The following is a 17,752-nucleotide window of genomic DNA, read 5'->3' as shown; positions in this document are numbered from 1 at the left end:
GGGTTCTTCCGCATATTTGGTGCAGGTCAGGTCTCCGCCTAATTGCGGTTTCGCTATGGTTATTCAGGAGCCGGTCCCGCAGCATTTTTTGAATTTGTTGCCTGATCCACACGGGCAGGGATCGTTTCGGCCGGGACTGGCAAACGAGCGCAGGCCAGCAGAGACGCTTTTCTTTTCGAGGTCGGACATACGCCAATAGGCCGCAATTGCCAAAACGGTGTCCGGCAGGGCCTCAATTGCGTCGTCAATCACCTGCTCTTTTTCCTCGCTTGCAAGTTCATCGGGCAGATTTTCGGGATCACAGAGCATCATGATGGGAACGAGCAGCATCCCGGCTTCAGACTTGGCCATCTTCGTCCAGTGACGCTGGCGCAACGCGAAGGACTCGACAAAGCCGTCAGCCCAGTCCCAGGCGATGACGGTGTCGCGTGATTGCCAAAAAATAGGCTCAACGGTCTCGTTGTCGATTTGCCGGACGATCTCGTCGTAACGGCCCATAATGGCCCCAAGGACAGCCTGCGCTTGGCTCTCATTGTCAAACTGAGGCGCAGTCTCGCCCCAGATGACCGGCAACCACTCGTCGGGCGGGATTGCCTCCGGCCCGACGGCGATGCCGGTCAAAAAGCCATCCAGGTCGGACAGTAGCATACTCTCCGCTGGAGAGCTGTCGGACATGAGATAATCATCGAGATCATCAAGGCTCATTGCTTCGGTGAAGGAAGTCTGATGCGTCGCCATATCGCAATCCTTGTAGAGCGTCGAACAAATCTAAGGCCGACGCTCCGCGACAGGCAATACTGAATGGTTCCCGTCCCCGGCATTCTGACTATCCGCTATGCCGCCATTAGAACGCGACTGCGCAGCAGTGCGTAGCCGGCACGACCATACATCTGCCGCTTCAGTGTCTTCAGGCGATTGATCTGACCCTCGACGGGGCTGGTCGTCCATCGATGATTGATCGCGCCGCGGACGGCCTCGATGTTCGCGGCTAATTCCGGCAGCCAAAGAGGCCAGTTCGCTGTCCCCGGCCTCAGCGATCCATCCCTCCAGGAGGGAGGCATCATCACCCCGCAATATTGCTGCTAATCGGCGAGAAAGATGCCCGGCAACCGAAAGCTGCGGCGCATGTTCGTAGACATGCTTCAGGAAACACGYGGCCTTCGCATCACAGGATTGCGGGTCCTGGCCCAGAAGCCATCCACATCTTCGCCGAGATGGCGGTCGCCAGGGTCGGCTCTTTTCGCTTTTAGATGATTGTGGCTGCTTCTTCAGGGCGGCGATCCATCGGTAAACGGTTGCACGGCTCCCTTTAAATCCCTGGGTTTTGATCTCGGACAGAAGCTGTCGACCATTGTGACATCCTTCGTTCCAACGTCGAAGAAGATAGTCCTCGAACGCTAGGAGGGTATGGTATTGAACCGAAGGGCGGTGGTGTTCGGGTTCACCGCCCGCTGCCAGCCACCGTTCAATTGTACGCACACTCATGCCGACCTGCGGCGCAATCTGCCTCGCAGAGGTGATCCCGGCATCCCACAGGCGCATCACCTCTTCATACAGATCACGACGTTGCAACTTTCGCTGCTGCCGCAAGCTTTGCAGCGATGTTTGCTTCTGCGACGGGTGTTCGCGGAACTCATGACTTGCTGCGGCGATCTCATTCATCGCGACGACACCGGCAAGACGGACAGCTTTGCGATGACGGCCGACCGCCAGACGAAGAGCCTCACCCAAATTCGCGAGAAGATGCCATCGATCCGCGATCTGAGCGGCATCAGGGGCGCCTCGTCGTGCCCCTTCTGCATAAACGCCAGCACGGTCGCGGGCGATGATTTCTACGCCGGGATGACGGGCCAGCCATTCGGCTACAACATCAGCATTTCGTTCGGGAAGCAGATCAAGAACGCGGTTGCGTTCCAGATCGCAGACAATCGTGCCGTAACGCTGGCCCTTGCGCCAGGCCCAATCGTCGATACCAACGATCCGAGGGGCAGGATAGGATTCGTGCACCGATGAGCTCACCATTCGCAGAAGTGTATCGCCGCTCACAGGAATGGTCAGCTTTTGCGATAAGCGACCGCCGGGCTCGCCGCCTGCCGTAAGCCCGACCGCCGTTTGCGCCGCTCTGAGGCGGTTGGTTCGACGGGCCTTGGCCGAAACCAATCCCGGAAATCGTTCGGTGAAGATACGCGTTACGCATTGTCTATCGACACAACGAAAACGCCTGGCGCGAAGTCGGATCGCCGCAGCTTGATCCTGGAAAGGCAGATCGGCAAGCCGGCGCAGGTAATGACTGTGAACGCGCCCGCTGGATCGGTCGCAAGTGGGGCAATTTGCCGAGGCCGAAATCGACCGCGCCGAAATAACGACAGTGCCACATTGGCGCACGATCTCCACGACCTCGAAATTCTCCGGAAGCAACGAGTTGAAAAATTCAAGCACGAGCAAATCACTGCATAGACCACGATTCCGAATCTATGACCGTATTCGCGCCACACGTGAATCCTCCTGCACCAAATATGCGGAAGAACCCTTGATTGTCGCTGTGCACGCCACGGCAAACCGCCCAGATCGAGCCCCACCATGATCACGACGTCATATTCGCAGCCCTTTGCCGAGTGCAGCGTCAACAGATTAACGCGGAGTGGCGACCTGTCGCGTCCGCCGAGGCTCGCCAGATCCAGCTCAGCGAGCGGCCCCCGACAGCGAGCGCCGTCGACATGCGTACCACCTGTTCGCGCTGATCGGCGAGGCGTGGCTCTGCCGCCATCAACGCATCGAGCATTCCGGCCCGCAGCGCGCCGACGAAGTCCCGCGCCAGGCCTCCGTCCGTCCGTAGCGACCAGAGCAGCTGGGTCAGCCGCTGGGCCTCACTGCGGGCCTCAGCTTCTGCGATGCGCGCGCGATGGAAACCGAGCCACCGATCCAGCAATCCGCGCAACTGTGGCCGACCTTCGCGCCACCCATCAGCGCACCAGGCCGCACAGTCCTCGATCCAGCTTGTCAGCGCCACCTTGCGATGAGGCGCGGCTGTATCGACGCGGATGAAGTCGAGCCTCGCAGCGGCCAAGGCCTCGGCGACGACGTCGCCGGCGCAATAATCCCGGTATAGGATGGCGATGTCACCCAGCGCGCGGCCCGGCTTGGCGGCCAGCGCCGCAGGGATTATTTCGGCCACAGCATGCGCCGCCTGACCTTCAAGCCCATCGTCGCACTCGACGAACGCGATCACCGCTTGCCGGTCCGGATCGTTCGAGACGTAGCTGCGCACCTCCCCAAGCGCCGGTTCAGAGCGCTGGCAATCCGCGAGGCTGAACGATAGTTGAGTTGGAGCTGAAACCGCTCGACGTCATCCCGTTCGGCCAACTCCTGCAACAGCGCGCCGCCGGCGCCGGTGAAGCCGTAGATCGACTGGTCCGAGTCTCCCACGGCAAAGAGCCGTACGCCGCCAGGCTTCATCGGACTTCTACAACCATAGGAGGATAAACATGACCAAGAAACCAAGCCGTGCACGTGTCCTGATGATGCCCTATCAGGGTGACGACGACAAAGACCCAGCGGGATACTCCGGTCCAGCCACCGTGCTGACCGGCCTGCCACGAACGATCCGACGGCATGAACTCCGGCTGATCGTCCCGCTCGCCGACAGCACGATCTATGAAATGGAAAAGCGCGGCGACTTTCCCCGCCGCTTCAATCTCACGCCGCGATGCGTGGTGTGGGACTTAAAAGAAGTCGAAGCGTGGCTCGAGCAGCGCCGCCTAATCTATCTCGAAGGTCGCGCGAAGATCGCTCCCGCACCAGACGTTCACCAGCGCAAAATCCGGCCGGTCAAGCGGACCGACGGTTTAATGACCTGAAACGGCGGCCATCGCATCTCTCCAGGCGCAATGGCCCAGCCGACGCGGGCAAGTGCCCCTCTTGCACGATGGTTCAGGCTCCACTGCTGTCGGTACCCTCGATCGGCGCGAAGGCTTCCATCCCGGAGACCTCATCGGCAATGGTCGCGAGCTGCAACTGGGCTTCCATCTTCTCCAGCCGCTGTCGCGCCCATTCGAGGAAAGCGCGACAGGCAGAAGCTTCCCCTGAGATGTGGTCAGCGGGAAGCGCCATCAGAAACGCCCGTAATCGATCTCGCTCCTGTGCCTGTGCGAGCCTTCGATCGAGGAATTCCACCCGCTGCTGCTCAAGCTTGGCAAGCCGCGCTTGTTCGGCGCGCCGCTGGCGGGCAATCTCCTCAAGACAGGCCCGTTCCCGCGCCTCTTCCCGCTCCACCTTCCTGCCGGCCGCGAATGCGGCAAACGAGACCTGTATCTCGTCGATCCGGCTCTCGATCGTGCGTGCGCGGGTGTCGGCGAACCGGTGCTGGGCACCTTCGAAACGCGACCAGCCCGCGATCTCGATCGCCATCTCGCCGGTCGGCGTGAAATCATAATGGGGAATGGGCGCTTGTCCCAGTTGTCCCAATCATTGCGATGGCGGGCATCCCAGCGGCTCGCGCCGCCGCGTCTCTTCTTTTCGTGGCGACATGGATCGACCGGCGAATGGTCTGACAGACGACAAAGCCGATGGCTTCGTCATCGACGATCATCTCGAGGCCCTCACGTCCGGCTTCGAACCGATGTCCCCGGGCCAGAGCTTTGTAGACCAGGGCGTTCAGGAAGATGCCCACACGATCGAGCGTGTCGAGGTGCGCACGAAACCGAAAGAACTTCGCGCCAAGACCGATGATCGCATCATTACGATCCGGCTTGGCCTTCCGTGCAGCGGCAAGCGTTTTCGCGACGAGTGGGTGCAGCTTCTCCGGTACGGCTACAGTCTCCACCGACTGTTTGGCGACTGCGACCGCCGCCTCCACCCGTTCGGGCGCCGGCGGCTTCGCGCGTGCGTTGATCACGATATGATCGCTCACACCCTTCGGTGCAGCGCCTAGTGGCTTGCGCTTGACCGGACGTCCGGCGTGCAGCCGTCCCCTATAGGTGGCATCCGGCAGGGGATGGCGTGCTTCACGCATTGCTTGCGCAGCGCCGCGTCAAATGCCGAGCTCCGGCGCCATCTTCGAAACGGCGCGTTCCCAGATCATGTCATAAAGCTGCTGCCGGGTGAGAACATGCCGCATGGACGAACCTTTCGCTGGAATTCTTAAGTTGGATGCGCTATATGACTATCTACATGGTCAGGAGCGTGACATGGATGCGATTAATCTGGCGGATGCCAAAGCCCATCTGAGCGAACTGGTCGACCGGGTAGAGGCAGGCGATTCGATTGACATCACCCGTCGCGGCAAGCCGGTCGCGCGGCTCACCGCTGTCGCCCGGCCGCGCAAGCCGATCGATGCCGCGCTGCTTCAATCACTGACGGCAGCGATGCCGCCCCAGTCCCAGAGTGCCGCCGACCTCGTGCGGTCGATGCGGGATGGCGATCGCTACTGATGCTTTATCTCGACACGTCGCTGATCGTCGCGGCGCTCTCCAACGAAGCGATGACGCCGCGCGTTCAGGCCTGGCTGGCGGAGCAGGATGCGGCGCAACTTCTGATCAGCAACTGGACCGTCACCGAGATGTCGTCCGCCATGGCGATCAAGCTGCGGACGGGACAGATCGGCCTCGAACAGCGCGCCAGTGCGCTCGCCATATTCAACAAGCTGGTCGCCGAGAGCTTCACCGTGCTTGGGGTGACGGGCGGGCAGTTCCGGACGGCGGCGAAGTTCGCCGATCAACATGCCCTTGGGCTTCGCGCCGGCGATGCGCTGCACCTCGCGGTCGCATCGGAGCATGGTGCCACGGTGCACACGCTGGACCGGCGGCTCGCCGAGGCCGGGCCGGCCCTTGGCGTGCCGGCGCAGCTACTGGCATGATCCGGGCCCTCTCGGGCTTGGCCGACCATCTCGGGAGCCGCTATGGCCGGTGACTGGTCCGACGAGCAGAACGACGCGATCGTCGCGGACTATTTCGCGATGCTCGCAGACGACATCGCTGGCCGAGCCTACAGCAAGGCGGAGCACAATCGCCTCCTGCAGGGGGTGATTGATCGCCCGCGTGGCTCGATCGAATACAAGCATCAGAACATCAGTGCCGTGCTCAAGGGCCTCGGGGAGGATTGGATGCCGGGCTACAAGCCGGCCTTCAATTTCCAGGCGTCGCTCGTCGACGCTGTGGTGCGCTGGCTCGATCGCCATCCGGATTGGCTCGCACCGGCCGCGCGGATGGCAATGGGTCCGTCGCCGTCAGCCCTTCGGGAAGAAGCGATGCTGTGGATCGGTCCGCCGCCAACGCACAGCAATGCGCCTCCACCTGACGAGCTCGAGCAGATGACCGCCATCGCCCGGAAGTACGACGTGGCCGAGCGCGACGCGCGCAATCGCGCCCTGGGCCGCGCCGGCGAGGAGCGCGTCCTCGCCCATGAGCGTGCCAATCTGCTCGCCGCTGGCAGGATCGATCTCGCCGAGCGCATCCGTTGGGTGTCGCTCGTCGATGGTGACGGTGCCGGCTATGACATCCTGAGCTTCGACACAGACGGCAGCGATCGGCTGATCGAGGTAAAGACAACCAATGGCTGGGAACGCACGCCTTTTCACATCACGCGTAATGAGCTGGCCGTTGCTGAGGAGCGACGCGGCGATTGGCGGCTAGTGCGGCTGTGGAATTTTGCGCGGGAGCCGAGGGCCTTTGAGTTGCGACCGCCCTTGGAGACGCACGTGTCGCTGATGGCCACCAGTTACCAAGCGAATTTCTTGTAGCGGCCTTTACATCAAGTGCGCGCAGATCGTACCTGAGAGGCAGAAATGGAGAACGCCAGCTCAATGAGAGTGAAATACGGACGAGAGCGACAATTAAGCGGCATCGAAAATCGCCGCCGAAACTACGCTATTGTCGCCGTTTGTATCCGTCACTCCCACTCGATCGTGCCGGGCGGCTTCGAGGTCACGTCGTAGACCACGCGGTTGATGCCGCGTACTTCGTTGATGATGCGTGTCGCGGCGCGGCCGAGGAATTCCATGTCGTAGTGATAGAAATCCGCCGTCATACCGTCGACCGAGGTGACGGCGCGCAGCGCGCAGACGAACTCGTAGGTGCGACCGTCGCCCATGACGCCGACGGTCTGGACCGGCAGCAGCACGGCGAAAGCCTGCCAGATGGCGTCGTAGAGGCCGGCCTTGCGGATTTCGTCGAGGTAGATGGCGTCGGCTTCGCGCAGGATCTCCAGCTTTTCGCGGGTGATGCCGCCTGGGCAACGGATCGCGAGGCCAGGACCCGGGAAGGGGTGGCGGCCGATGAAGCTGTCGGGCAGGCCGAGTTCCTTGCCGAGTGCGCGCACTTCGTCCTTGAAGAGTTCGCGCAGCGGTTCGACAAGCTGCATGTTCATGCGCTCCGGTAGGCCGCCGACATTGTGATGCGACTTGATGGTGACCGACGGGCCGCCGGTGAAGGAAACGCTTTCGATCACGTCGGGATAGAGCGTGCCCTGGCCGAGGAAATCGGCGCCGCCAAGCTTCCTGGCCTCCTCCTCGAAGGTCTCGATGAACAGGCGGCCGATGATCTTGCGCTTGGTCTCGGGATCGCTGACGCCTTCGAGTTCGCCGATGAACCTGTCGGCGGCATCGACGTGGATCAGATGCAGATTGTAATGCTCGCGGAACATGGCGACGACATTGGCTGCCTCGTCCTTGCGCATCAGGCCGTGATCGACGAGCACGCAGGTCAGCTGGTCGCCGACGGCCTCATGGATCAGAAGTGCGGCAACCGAGCTGTCGACGCCGCCGGACAGTGCACAGATGACGCGCTTGTCGCCAACCTGCTTGCGGATGGTGTCGACCGCCTTCTGGCGATAGGCCGACATCGACCAGTCGCCCTTGATGCCGGCGATGTTGTGAATGAAGTTGCCGATCAGCTTGGCGCCATCGGGCGTGTGCACCACTTCCGGATGGAACTGCACGCCGTAGTACTTGCGCTTTTCGTCGGCGATGAAGGCGTAAGGGGCGTTGGAGGAGGTCGCGACCACCTCGAAGCCCTCGGGGAGCGCGGTCACGCGGTCGCCGTGGCTCATCCAGACCTGATGGCGGGAGCCCTTCGACCAGAGCCCTTCAAACAGCGGGCAATCCTCGTCAACATCAAGGAAGGCGCGGCCGAATTCGCGGTGATGGCCGCTTTCAACCTTGCCGCCGAGCTGCATGCACATCGTCTGCTGGCCATAGCAGATGCCGAAGACGGGCAGGCCGCTTTCGAAGATGATCTGCGGCGCGCGCGGCGACCCTTCGTCAACCGTCGAAGCCGGGCTGCCGGACAGGATCACGGCTTTCGGTTTGAGGCGCTTGAAGCCCTCTTCGGCGGACTGAAAAGGAACGATCTCGCAATAGACGCCCGCTTCGCGCACGCGGCGCGCAATCAGCTGGGTTACCTGGCTGCCGAAATCGACGATGAGAACGCTGTCGGGATGTGCTGTCTGGGTCATGGCGAGCCTTTAATGAAAAGCACCCGTTCTTGCAATGCGGGAAATCCGCCGCAGCCGGATTTTATTGTGCCGATTGTCCCGTTTCTGCAGGGCCTAGAACCAGAATACCCCGTCTTCGAGCGCCGTAAACAGGCTGTCGACGGCATAGGAAAGCTTGCGATCGACCACGTGCAGATATTCCGTCCAGCCGGAGATATGCTGCAGTTCCTCGACGCCATCGGAAATGCCGCGAAGTCCGATCAGTGGCAGCTGGAAGGCCTGGCAGGCGCGCAGGACCGCAAAGGTCTCCATATCGACCATGTCGGCTGCAATGCCGGCATAGGCCGCACCCGAAACGACGTTTCCGCCGGTGGAAAGGCTGGCCTCTGCAAGGCCGGGTATCCGCAACGGCAGGTCTATGGTTGCGGGAAGATCTAGAAATGGCGTGCGTCCTTTCTCGAACCCAAGCGCGGACGCATCCATGTCCCGATAGGAGACGGAGGTGACCTGATAGACCTCAGTCTGTTCGAGGCTCGGTGAGCCCGCCGAGCCGAGCGAGACGACGAGCTGCGGCAGATCGCCTGCAAGATCCAGCTGCGTCAGTGCCCTGGTAAGGACCACGGCGGCCTCGATCGGGCCGACGCCCGTCATTAGCGGCTCGAAGCGCGAGCGCAGGAACGGGCCGTATTCAGCCTCGGCCGCCATCACGAACAGAATGGATTTCCCCGCGACCGATTTCTGTTCGAACTTCATCCAGTAATTCCCTCTCTGCCGCGGATGATCATCATGGTGCTCGTCATCGAAGCGATGAGTTTCGCTGGCCCGTCGCTGATCGCATAGCCGCGCCCATCGGCGACGATGATGTTCGAACCGGGCTTGGTGATCTCGCCTCGGAACAGGAAGCGGTCGCCGCGCCCCGGCGACATCAGGTTGACCTTGAACTCGATGGTCAGGATCGAAGCCTCGGCATCGATGACGCTGTAGGCGGCAAATCCGCAGGCGGAATCGAGTGCTGCGGAAATCACGCCGGCATGCAGGATGCCGTGCTGTTGCGTGAGTTTGACATCGAACGGCAGCTCGATCTCCACCGTGGCGCGCTCGACGCGGGTCAATTCGGCGCCAATCGTGTGCAGCGCCGCCTGGCGCGCAAAATTCTGGCGGATTCGCTCGCGGAAATCGCCGCTGTCATTGTCGTTCATTATGATTTGCCCCCTTGCGAGCGTGAAAGTGGCATGGTGCGCTGCATTCGACAAGCATGCCTGGGAAATCAATTGATCGCTGTTCGGCCAAGCCGTTTCCGGTGTCGTAAAGATTGGATTCAGCTTTTTTTGGTAATTCTCCATTAGCCATTGTGTTTCGGGTTTCCCATGAGGAGGAATCCGCTGTCGAAAGTTGCCTGCGTGCGAGTTCTTATGCGTCTATCGGCCTTGCCAGCAATCGTCCTTGTCTGTGTGACTGCTTCGGGCTGCACATCGAGTTCGGGTCCGGAGAGCATTCTGGCTTCGGTGCCATCGCGGGAAACGACCAGCTCAGTGGTGAGGCCAAGCGCTCCGGTGCCCGCGATGGATGTCGCAGACGCTTCACCTCCGCCAGCCCCGCAGCAGCAGGAACTGACCTGGACCGGTCCCGTGCCGGAGCCGCAGGCATTCCTGCCTCAGGCAAGAGCGGCGGCGATGCCGCTTCCGGCGGACAGGCCGGTTGCTGCGGAGACGAGGGTCGCATTCGTGGTTCCGACGAGGCCGGCGGCAGAGTCGGCGCCGCAGACGCGCACGAGAATTTACAGCCACCGGTTCCGCGACGCCAAGCCGATCAATTTCGGCTCGTCCTCGCCAAGAAAGCTTGCCGTCCACGGTGTCGACGTCTCGCGCTGGCAGGGCGATATCGACTGGCAGACGCTGCAGATGCAAGGCGCGAACTTCGTCTACATAAAGGCGACCGACGGCGGCGATCATCTCGATCCGATGTTCAGGAAAAACTGGCGCAATGCCAAGGAAGCCGGGCTGAAGCGTGGCGCCTATCACTTCTTCTACTGGTGCCGCACGGCAGGCGAGCAGGCCGACTGGTTCATCCGCAACGTTCCGCGGGATGCAAACGCGCTTCCGCCCGTGATCGATGTCGAGTGGAACGGCGAATCCAGCTGCAAGCGGCAGCCTTCGCGTGAGCACGTGCTCGAAAAGATGAAGGTGTTCATGGATAAGCTGGAGCGGCACTACGGCCAGCGCCCGGTGATCTATACGGCTCCCGATTTCTATCGCGACAATCTGCAGGGCGCGTTTCTTGACTATCCCTTCTGGCTCCGCTCGGTCGCAGCACACCCCTCCAAGCGCTATCCGGGACGGAAATGGATCTTCTGGCAGTATTCCGGCTCCGGCCTTTCGCATGGTGTCGAGGGACGGATCGATCTCAACGTGTTCCATGGCAGCGAACGCGACTGGCACGACTGGCTGGGGCAATCCGGCTGAGTGAAGACAGCACGCCCGGACCGTGACCTGATATCGCTCAGTTCAGATAGACGATCGACGCGTTGAGCATGGTCGCGAAGGCTGACCCAGCAGGCATAGGGAATGAAGAGCAAGGCAGCGATCCGATCTGCGTTCCAGCGGCTCCGGATGAAAGCAAGGATCAGCACAAACAGCACCGCGATGATCGCGAGCGCGACGGGCGGCATCCGCAGGCCGAAGAAGAACGGCGACCAGAGAAAATTGAGCACCATCTGCCGGCCCAGATCAGCATGCCGACGGACAGATGTCCGCGCATCCACGTGCGCGCGCCGGCGATCCCGATCACCCAGTCGGGCGGATTGAAAGGTGTCCGGCGAGAGATTGATTCCATTCGCCGGGAAGGTTGTCGATACCGATGGGCCAGACCGCCGCCGAGGACGATGGCGACGAAGATCAAATAGGTCAGGGCTTATAGGGCGACGACGGAAACGCGCCAGATGAGGTGCCGTGCGATTTAACCGCGCAGGCAGATGATCTCGATTGCCTCCGCCGCCGCCGCGCCTATTTTCAACCAGTGTGAATTTGGGACAGTCCGGCATGGCAACGATCTCGCAGTCCATACGCGATTATGAGGCGTGGCTCCACGATCAGCTCGGCGCCGATCTCGTCGAGGCCGACCTCACCAGGAAGCATGCAAAGATGACCACGAACGGCTTCGTCTTCCTGCGTGCGACCTACTGGCGCTGGGCCGAGACGGTTCTGGACATCTGCCCCGATTTCGCCACGGCGCCGCAGGTCCTTGCGATCGGCGATACGCATCTGGAGAACTACGGGACCTGGCGCGACGCCGAGGGACGCCTGGTCTGGGGTGCCAACGACTTCGACGACGCTGCCGTCATGCCCTATGCGCTCGACCTCATTCGACTGACCGCGAGCGCGCTGCTGGCTCGAAGCGAAGACGGCCCGCCGGCGCATCTGATCGCGGAATCGATCCTCGCGGGCTACCGGCGCGCCATGCAGGCACCGGTACCGATCATTCTCGAGCGGGATCATAAATGGCTGCGAAAGGCTTTGCTGCTTCCCGACGCTGCGCGCCGCGCGTTCTGGGACAGGTTCGCCGACTTGTCGCCGGGCAGCAAGCCGGTGCCACCTGCATATTCCGCGGCGCTGGAGGCGGCTTTGCCAAAAGACTGCGGCGCCTATGTTCCAAAGCCGCGGGCAGCCGGAACGGGCAGTCTCGGCCGCCCTCGCTTCGTTGCCTACGCGGAGTGGCAGGGCGGGCCGGTGCTGCGGGAAGCAAAGGCGATGCTGCCGTCGGCCTGGTCGCTTGCGCACGCACCTCAGGACCGCTCTACCAGGGATCACGCAATCCACGCCGTCGATATCGCGGCTGGGCGAATCCGCTGCCCCGATCCGCACTATCGGCTTTCGGGCACCATTCTTGTGCGCCGCCTTTCGCCGAATAGCATCAAGATCGAAATCGACCGGAATCCCGAAATGCTGCTATCGCCCGACATGCTCGATGTGATGGGTTTCGAGATCGGCAACTGCCATTCCAGCGATCCGGCGTCTGGCCCGGCGATCGCACGCGATATCAAGTCGCGCCGCGGAACCTGGCTCTCCGATGCCGCGAAAGCTGCAGCCGCCGCGGTTGCCTCGGAGCAGAAAGTCTGGTCACAGGGGTCGTGACGGGGCGATGCGGACGATGTGCTGGTCCCAGGCGACATTGCTGCGCGCGGCAAGAAAATCCCCGTCGTAGCTGGATACCGCGAAACCGCCTGTTGCCGGCGCAATTCCGGCCGCGTCTGGAACCACCTCCTCACGCAGCACCCTGCCGCTCCTCGCGTCGATGGTGACGGAGGCGCCGCCCTTCGGCGAGGTGACGCCGACAAGGCCGTCCTTGCGGTTGACGGCGATTGCGCCGACATAGTTGGACAGTCGCCGGGTCGTCTCTTCCGGCAGATCGACGAAGCGCAGATCCTCTCCCCTGGCGAAGGAGCCGACAAGAGGCGGCAGGTCGTTTCGGTGCCCCTCATATTGGCAGGCGAACCAGATACGGCCGCTGTCATCGATGTCTACATGGCGGGTTGAGACCTTTGCCCATTGCGGCGGCAGCGAATGCTTCTCGATGAGAGCGCCCGTTGCGGCGTCGATCAACGTCAGGGACGGCTGCATGCTTTGAAGGTTAAGCTTCGTGCGGCCGAAATCCGGGTGGGTCTCGATGCCGCCATTGGCGACAACAAGCATGCGGCCGTCGTCGGAAACCGTCATGTCGTGAGGGCCGACGCCATAGGTTTCGAACTCGCCGATGCGGGCGAAGCGATCGGTCGCGTCATAGAGACCGATCATGCCGCGGTTGGCATCGAAGTCGTTCTCACTGGCATAGAGGATGCGGCCGTCCGGGGAAAAGGATCCGTGGCCATAGAAATGGCGTCCTTCGGCGGCGGCGATCACGACGGGTTCGCTCTTGCCGCGGGGATCGAAGATCATCGCATAGGTACCGGGGCGGCGGGCAAATGCGACGGTCTTGCCCGTCGCGGCGCTGAACGCCATGCCGTGGGCGCGCGCCGGCAGGGCGACTTGGTCGACGATCTCGCCGCGCTCGCCCACGGTAGCGACTGCGTAGGAACCGTCGGCAGTCCGCATTCCCGACGCATAGACCGCGTCGGCACGTTCCAGCGCCATCAGCGCTCCCGGGCGCAGGGCCGCCAGGAAGGTCAGTCCGGCGGCCTTGACGAAACTGCGCCGGTCGATCGGCGAGCTTTTCCACATCGGATCAATCGCCGTCCGAGAAGGAGAAGCCGGCGGAAAGGCCGATCGCAGCGCCGTAGTCATCGCTGATCTTGGTGATCAATTCGCGGGTGCTGGCGAGGAGTGCATCCAGCTTCGCCTTTTCCGGTTCGCTGGTGGCGACCTGGATATCAGGATTGAGCTTGGGCACGGTCTCGAGCAGCGACTTGAAGTTGGCATCGATCGCCTCTGCGATCGGCTTCTTGTCGGCCGGTAGCAGTTCGGCCATGCCTGCCTTTTGCCAGAGGGTGCGCAATCCTTCCAGATTGGCTGTCATCGACTTCCAGGTGTTCTTCGAGCGCCAGTAGATCGCCATGCGCGGCCGGGGCGAGGTGTCCTTGCCCTTGTAGAATTGCTCGAGCCGCTGGTCGCGAACCGTTTCGGCGCCATGGACGAGAATGCCGAGCAGCGCGGTGACGGCTTCCTTGTTGTCCGCGAACTCTTCGCTTTGCGGGCCCGGATGCTTCCAGCTTCCCTGAACGCCATCGGGTTTTTCCCAGGCAGCGACGACCTCGCCGGCCTCGCGCTGTATGTTGCCGGCGACTGCAGCGCCGTAAAGGCAGCGGAAACCGTTCTTCTGCTTGATCAGGTCTTCGGAACCGCTGCCATAGAGCACGTATTCCAGCGCCGTCAGCCCCTGAAGGGCGACGCTCTTGCCGGCGATCGCATCCACTGTCGTGTCCTTCGGATCCGCCTTGGCAAGCAGCGCCTGCACCTGTTTCAGGCCGACGCCCTTGCGGTCGGGATAGAAGAGGATGTGTTCGAAGAGATTGTCCTGGCTGACAGGTCCGGTCTGAACGATTTCAATCACCGACCAGTAGCGGATCGTGTCGTCGAAAGCGGACTTTGCCTTGTCGAGCGTCTGCTGCGTGCTGTCCTCGCACAGATCCTTCATCGCCGTCGTCAGGCGGGCGGCCGATTGCTGGGCGTTGCGATATCCGGGGCGGATCACCTCGTCGACGGCGCGCTGCATGACGGCCGGGACGGCTTCCTCGTTGAGGCCCGCTTGCGGGGCGGCGGTTTGGGCGGCGGTGGAAGAGGCAAGGGCAAGCGATAGGACGAGAGGTTGCCAAAGGCGCATCAAAGGGACTCCAGGAATGTAATCAGTGCCTGCCTACCATCCCTGGGCAGGGATGCGAAAGCGTCACGTGCTTTTTGCGCTTCGCCGCCATGCCAGAGAATAGCTTCCGTGAGGTTTCTGGCACGGCCGTCATGAAGGAAAAAGCTGTGCCCGCTGACAGTCTGGGTCAGACCTATACCCCATAGCGGCGGCGTACGCCATTCACGTCCGCTTGCAAGTCCGACTTGTTGTCCGTCGGCTAGTCCTTCGCCCAAATCGTGCAGCAGGAAATCGGAATAGGGCCAGATCAGTTGGAAGGACTGCGCCTTGTCGAGGCTGTCGCGGCGCGTCACGAACTTCGGCATATGGCAGGAGACGCAGCCGGTTTCATAGAAAACCTGCTTGCCTTTCAGCGTTTCGGGAAAGCTCGCCTTGCGCCGGGCTGGGACCGCAAGATTGGCCGAATAGAATGTCACGAGGTCGAGGATCGGGCCTGGAGCCTCCTCGTTTCCCAGCCGCTTCTGCACGCCGGTCGGCGTCTTCAGGCATTTGGCTTCGGCCTTCGTGCAATCGCCATGCGCATCCGGCTGGTCCGGCGTGGAGATGCCGATATCGTTGGAAAAGGCATCGGCACTCTGATCGCGAACCGTGGCATTCTGCGCCTTCCAGCCGAATCTGCCGAGGGCAATCTTGCCGGTGCGATGATCGCGCGCGATCGCTGCCCTTCCTGATATCCCGTCGCCGTCGGCATCGTCCGGATCGGCGTGAGCGAGGATATCCGCCTCCGGAATTGCCTCGATCAGACCGAGCCCGATCATCGCAGGCGCAACACGCGGCGAAATCGTCGTTGCCGCATCGAGCGGGCCGTAGCCAAGGTTGGTCACCGCGTAGGTCGGCCGGCGCAGCGAGATCGTCTCGCCGTCGCCAAGCGTCAACGGCTCTTCGGTATAGCGGATCGCCATCTTCCCCTCCGAGGCAAGGCCGGGGACTGCAAGATCCTGTAGCTGGTGGCCATAGACCGGATCGGGAAAGTTGACGACCTCGGCACCGGCGACCGCGCGCTGCTCCTCAGGCGTCGTCGTCGCACGAGACAGACGGAGGAACATCGACGTGGCGCTAGCGCCGCCTTCCGGCGGCTTTCCGCGGCCGTCGTTGACGTGGCAGCTCATGCAGGAGCGGGCGTTGAAGAGCGGCCCCAGGCCATCGGATGCCTGCGTAGAGGAAGGGGCGGAAACCCAGAGCTTCTTGAAGAGCGCGTTCCCGAGCCTGAACGGCTGCTCTTCGTCGAAGGGGATGGTCGCGGAGATATGCGAGAACGAATCCTGCGTGACCGGATCGATCGAGGTGGCGCTGCCGGCCTGCATAGCCTCGAATTGTTCGGCCTTGGAAAAATCGGTGGTCGGTCGCGTCACGTCGGCGACGCGTTTCTCGTCGGCGTCGGAGAGGTCGGTTCGTTTTGTCGGGAGATCGAAATCGGACGCGACAGCGACGGAAAAACCGGCAAGCGCGACGCAGAATGCTGCGCTACTGAAGAGTCGACGAGCCAGGATAGGCGACATTTCGGGTTCGGGCCGCTCCGACAAACGAAGCGGCCCGCCTTTTCACTTATTGGAAGACTGCGCTAGGATTATCCAAGCTGTCGGAACCTTCAAGCTTGACCGTGCCGAGATCAAGTGCGGCAATAACGCGCTGCACGGACTTGGTCTGGTCGACGAGGCCGTCGATGGCGGCCTGGACAACAGCGTTGCCCTTTTTGTTGCCTTCGGCGATCATCTGGTCGTACTTTTCGACGTTCTGGCCGCGCTTGGCCATGACCTGCATGGCGTCGAGCGTCTTCTTCAGCTTAGCCTGCATTTCCTTGTCGAGCTTCTTGTCCTTGGCAGCGACGAGGTCGTGCAGCGACGGACCCTTCAGCTTCGTGCCGTCGACGCGGGTATAATCGCCCGTGTAGGCAGCAGCGATGCCGATCGCATCGTTGAGATGCGAGTTGTAGGTGTTGTCGGAGAAGCAATCATGCTCTTCTTCCGGATCGTGCAGGATGAGACCAAGCTTCATGCGCTCGCCGGCGAGCTCGCCGTAGGAGAGGGAACCCATGCCGGTCAGGATTGCAACGAGCGCGGCCTTCGGATCGGCTTCGACATGCTTCGTCGCCTCGCCGCTAGGTGCCCAGTTGTCCGTCATCTCCTGAAGATCGGAAACAAGCAGCGTCGAGGCCGACTTCAGATACTCGGCGCGGCGATCGCAATTGCCGTGTGTGCAATTCTTGAGGTCGTAGTCGGTCGCCGGACGATTGCCGGCGCCTGGGCCGGTACCGTTCAGATCCTGGCCCCAGAGCAGGAATTCGATGGCGTGGTAGCCCGTCGCCACGTTGGCTTCGACGCCACCGGCCTCGGCCAGCGTGCCGGAGAGGAATTCGGGCGTCAGCTTGGAAGCGTCGACGTCCTTGCCGTCGATCTTGATCGTCTTGTTGGCGATCACATTGGCGACGAAGAGTGAGTTCTCATCGCTCTCGGTGCCGTAGGACGCGTCGACGTAGTCGATCAGGCCCTCGTCGAGCGGCCAGGCGTTGACCTGGCCTTCCCAGTCATCGACGATCGGGTTGCCGAAGCGGTAGACTTCGGTCTGCTGGTAGGGAACGCGCGCCTTGATCCAGGCAGCGCGGGCAGCGTTCAGCGTCGCATCCGTCGGCTCCTTCAAGAGGGCGTCGATCGCGGCGTCCAATGTCTTCGCCGTCGTCAGCGAGTCCTCATACTTTGCATGGGCGACTTCGGCGTAGTGCTTGACCACGGCGGCAGCATCCGTTGCCGCGTAGGCGGGAATGGCGGACAATGCCGTCGGGGCCACCGCCAGCGCCAGGGCTGCGCAAAAATTCCTGTTGAGTTTCATGGGTCCTCTCCTGCGACGGACGTTCCGTCTGAAGTCCGGCGGAATCTCATCGCGTAAAACGAAACTGGTGTCAAACACTCTAGTTTGGAATGGTTTTAAGGAGGAAAACCGGCGGCTAGGAGAGCGGATCCGAGCGGGCTCGCCGGTT

At 62.0% G+C, this 17,752-nt stretch carries 18 protein-coding genes and 1 pseudogene; 6 read left to right on the top strand and 13 right to left on the bottom strand.

Translation table 11 applies throughout. The annotated features are described in order from the left end of the window. Positions 1-63: 63 nt before the first annotated feature. From AC1DMK_RS14665 to AC1DMK_RS14655, 3 genes are all read right to left on the bottom strand, one after another. Positions 64-738, bottom strand: a complete 675-nt coding sequence (locus AC1DMK_RS14665) for a UPF0149 family protein (protein WP_477859890.1) — start codon at positions 736-738, stop codon at positions 64-66. Positions 739-768: 30 nt separating this feature from the next. After that, on the bottom strand, positions 769-2,439 hold the full coding sequence (locus AC1DMK_RS14660) for an ISL3 family transposase (protein WP_477859888.1): 1,671 nt from the start codon (positions 2,437-2,439) through the stop codon (positions 769-771). Positions 2,440-2,623: 184 nt separating this feature from the next. Then, complete coding sequence (locus tag AC1DMK_RS14655) at positions 2,624-3,268, bottom strand: hypothetical protein (RefSeq protein WP_477859886.1); 645 nt, start codon at positions 3,266-3,268, stop codon at positions 2,624-2,626. Between the two features lie 217 nt (positions 3,269-3,485). Here AC1DMK_RS14655 and AC1DMK_RS14650 point away from each other — a divergent pair, with 217 nt between their 5' ends. Beyond that, a complete protein-coding gene (locus tag AC1DMK_RS14650) occupies positions 3,486-3,857 on the top strand; it encodes a helix-turn-helix transcriptional regulator (protein WP_477859884.1) in 372 nt (123 codons plus the stop codon). 73 nt (positions 3,858-3,930) lie between these two features. Here AC1DMK_RS14650 and AC1DMK_RS14645 read toward each other — a convergent pair whose 3' ends face one another. Beyond that, positions 3,931-4,407, bottom strand: a complete 477-nt coding sequence (locus tag AC1DMK_RS14645; protein ID WP_477859882.1) for a hypothetical protein — start codon at positions 4,405-4,407, stop codon at positions 3,931-3,933. A gap of 19 nt (positions 4,408-4,426) precedes the next feature. Continuing rightward, entirely contained in the window at positions 4,427-5,011 is a 585-nt protein-coding gene (locus tag AC1DMK_RS14640; RefSeq protein WP_477859880.1) for a hypothetical protein, read from the bottom strand. Positions 5,012-5,186: 175 nt separating this feature from the next. On the opposite strand from AC1DMK_RS14640, the gene AC1DMK_RS14635 reads away from it, so the two are divergent. Genes AC1DMK_RS14635 through AC1DMK_RS14625 form a run of 3 tightly spaced genes read left to right on the top strand, consistent with a single transcriptional unit; the run spans position 5,187 to position 6,736 of the window. Continuing rightward, positions 5,187-5,429 (top strand): type II toxin-antitoxin system Phd/YefM family antitoxin, encoded by a 243-nt coding sequence (locus AC1DMK_RS14635; RefSeq protein WP_037068778.1) that lies wholly within the window; start codon positions 5,187-5,189, stop codon positions 5,427-5,429. Continuing rightward, positions 5,429-5,854: a type II toxin-antitoxin system VapC family toxin gene (locus AC1DMK_RS14630; RefSeq protein WP_477859878.1), complete on the top strand. Its 426-nt coding sequence runs from the start codon at positions 5,429-5,431 to the stop codon at positions 5,852-5,854. The genes AC1DMK_RS14635 and AC1DMK_RS14630 overlap by 1 nt, the downstream gene beginning before the upstream one ends. A 42-nt stretch (positions 5,855-5,896) precedes the next feature. Next, on the top strand, positions 5,897-6,736 hold the full coding sequence (locus tag AC1DMK_RS14625; RefSeq protein ID WP_037068770.1) for a protein NO VEIN domain-containing protein: 840 nt from the start codon (positions 5,897-5,899) through the stop codon (positions 6,734-6,736). A 149-nt stretch (positions 6,737-6,885) separates the two neighbouring features. Here AC1DMK_RS14625 and guaA read toward each other — a convergent pair whose 3' ends face one another. From guaA to AC1DMK_RS14610, 3 genes are all read right to left on the bottom strand, one after another. Beyond that, positions 6,886-8,448, bottom strand: coding sequence for a glutamine-hydrolyzing GMP synthase (gene guaA, locus AC1DMK_RS14620; protein WP_477859875.1), 1,563 nt, complete (start codon positions 8,446-8,448; stop codon positions 6,886-6,888). Positions 8,449-8,541: 93 nt separating this feature from the next. After that, positions 8,542-9,180, bottom strand: a complete 639-nt coding sequence (locus AC1DMK_RS14615; protein WP_477859873.1) for a 5'-methylthioadenosine/S-adenosylhomocysteine nucleosidase — start codon at positions 9,178-9,180, stop codon at positions 8,542-8,544. After that, complete coding sequence (locus AC1DMK_RS14610) at positions 9,177-9,626, bottom strand: PaaI family thioesterase (RefSeq protein ID WP_037065685.1); 450 nt, start codon at positions 9,624-9,626, stop codon at positions 9,177-9,179. Before AC1DMK_RS14610 ends, AC1DMK_RS14615 begins: the two co-directional genes overlap by 4 nt. A 213-nt stretch (positions 9,627-9,839) precedes the next feature. Between AC1DMK_RS14610 and AC1DMK_RS14605 the strand changes: the two genes are divergently transcribed. Further along, entirely contained in the window at positions 9,840-10,889 is a 1,050-nt protein-coding gene (locus tag AC1DMK_RS14605) for a glycoside hydrolase family 25 protein (protein ID WP_477859906.1), read from the top strand. A gap of 37 nt (positions 10,890-10,926) precedes the next feature. On the opposite strand, the pseudogene AC1DMK_RS14600 reads toward AC1DMK_RS14605, so the two are convergent. Next, positions 10,927-11,334 (bottom strand): annotated as a pseudogene (locus AC1DMK_RS14600) (TspO/MBR family protein). Positions 11,335-11,465: 131 nt separating this feature from the next. Between AC1DMK_RS14600 and AC1DMK_RS14595 the strand changes: the two are divergent. Then, a complete protein-coding gene (locus AC1DMK_RS14595; RefSeq protein WP_037065516.1) occupies positions 11,466-12,557 on the top strand; it encodes a DUF2252 family protein in 1,092 nt (363 codons plus the stop codon). On the opposite strand, the gene AC1DMK_RS14590 is transcribed toward AC1DMK_RS14595, so the two are convergent. The 4 genes from AC1DMK_RS14590 to AC1DMK_RS14575 are packed head-to-tail and all read right to left on the bottom strand — an operon-like array spanning position 12,543 to position 17,604. After that, positions 12,543-13,640, bottom strand: a complete 1,098-nt coding sequence (locus AC1DMK_RS14590; protein ID WP_477859870.1) for a DUF1513 domain-containing protein — start codon at positions 13,638-13,640, stop codon at positions 12,543-12,545. The genes AC1DMK_RS14595 and AC1DMK_RS14590 overlap by 15 nt on opposite strands. A 4-nt stretch (positions 13,641-13,644) precedes the next feature. Beyond that, complete coding sequence (locus AC1DMK_RS14585) at positions 13,645-14,739, bottom strand: imelysin family protein (RefSeq protein WP_477859868.1); 1,095 nt, start codon at positions 14,737-14,739, stop codon at positions 13,645-13,647. Further along, entirely contained in the window at positions 14,739-16,277 is a 1,539-nt protein-coding gene (locus AC1DMK_RS14580) for a di-heme oxidoreductase family protein (protein WP_477859866.1), read from the bottom strand. The genes AC1DMK_RS14585 and AC1DMK_RS14580 overlap by 1 nt, the downstream gene beginning before the upstream one ends. Before the next feature lie 46 nt (positions 16,278-16,323). Beyond that, a complete protein-coding gene (locus tag AC1DMK_RS14575; protein WP_477859864.1) occupies positions 16,324-17,604 on the bottom strand; it encodes an imelysin family protein in 1,281 nt (426 codons plus the stop codon). Between the last annotated feature and the right edge of the window lie 148 nt (positions 17,605-17,752).

The organism is Rhizobium sp. 05L419, assembly GCF_056397845.1.
Note: the sequence above shows the minus strand (reverse complement) of the source record. Positions and strands in the feature narration are given on the sequence as shown.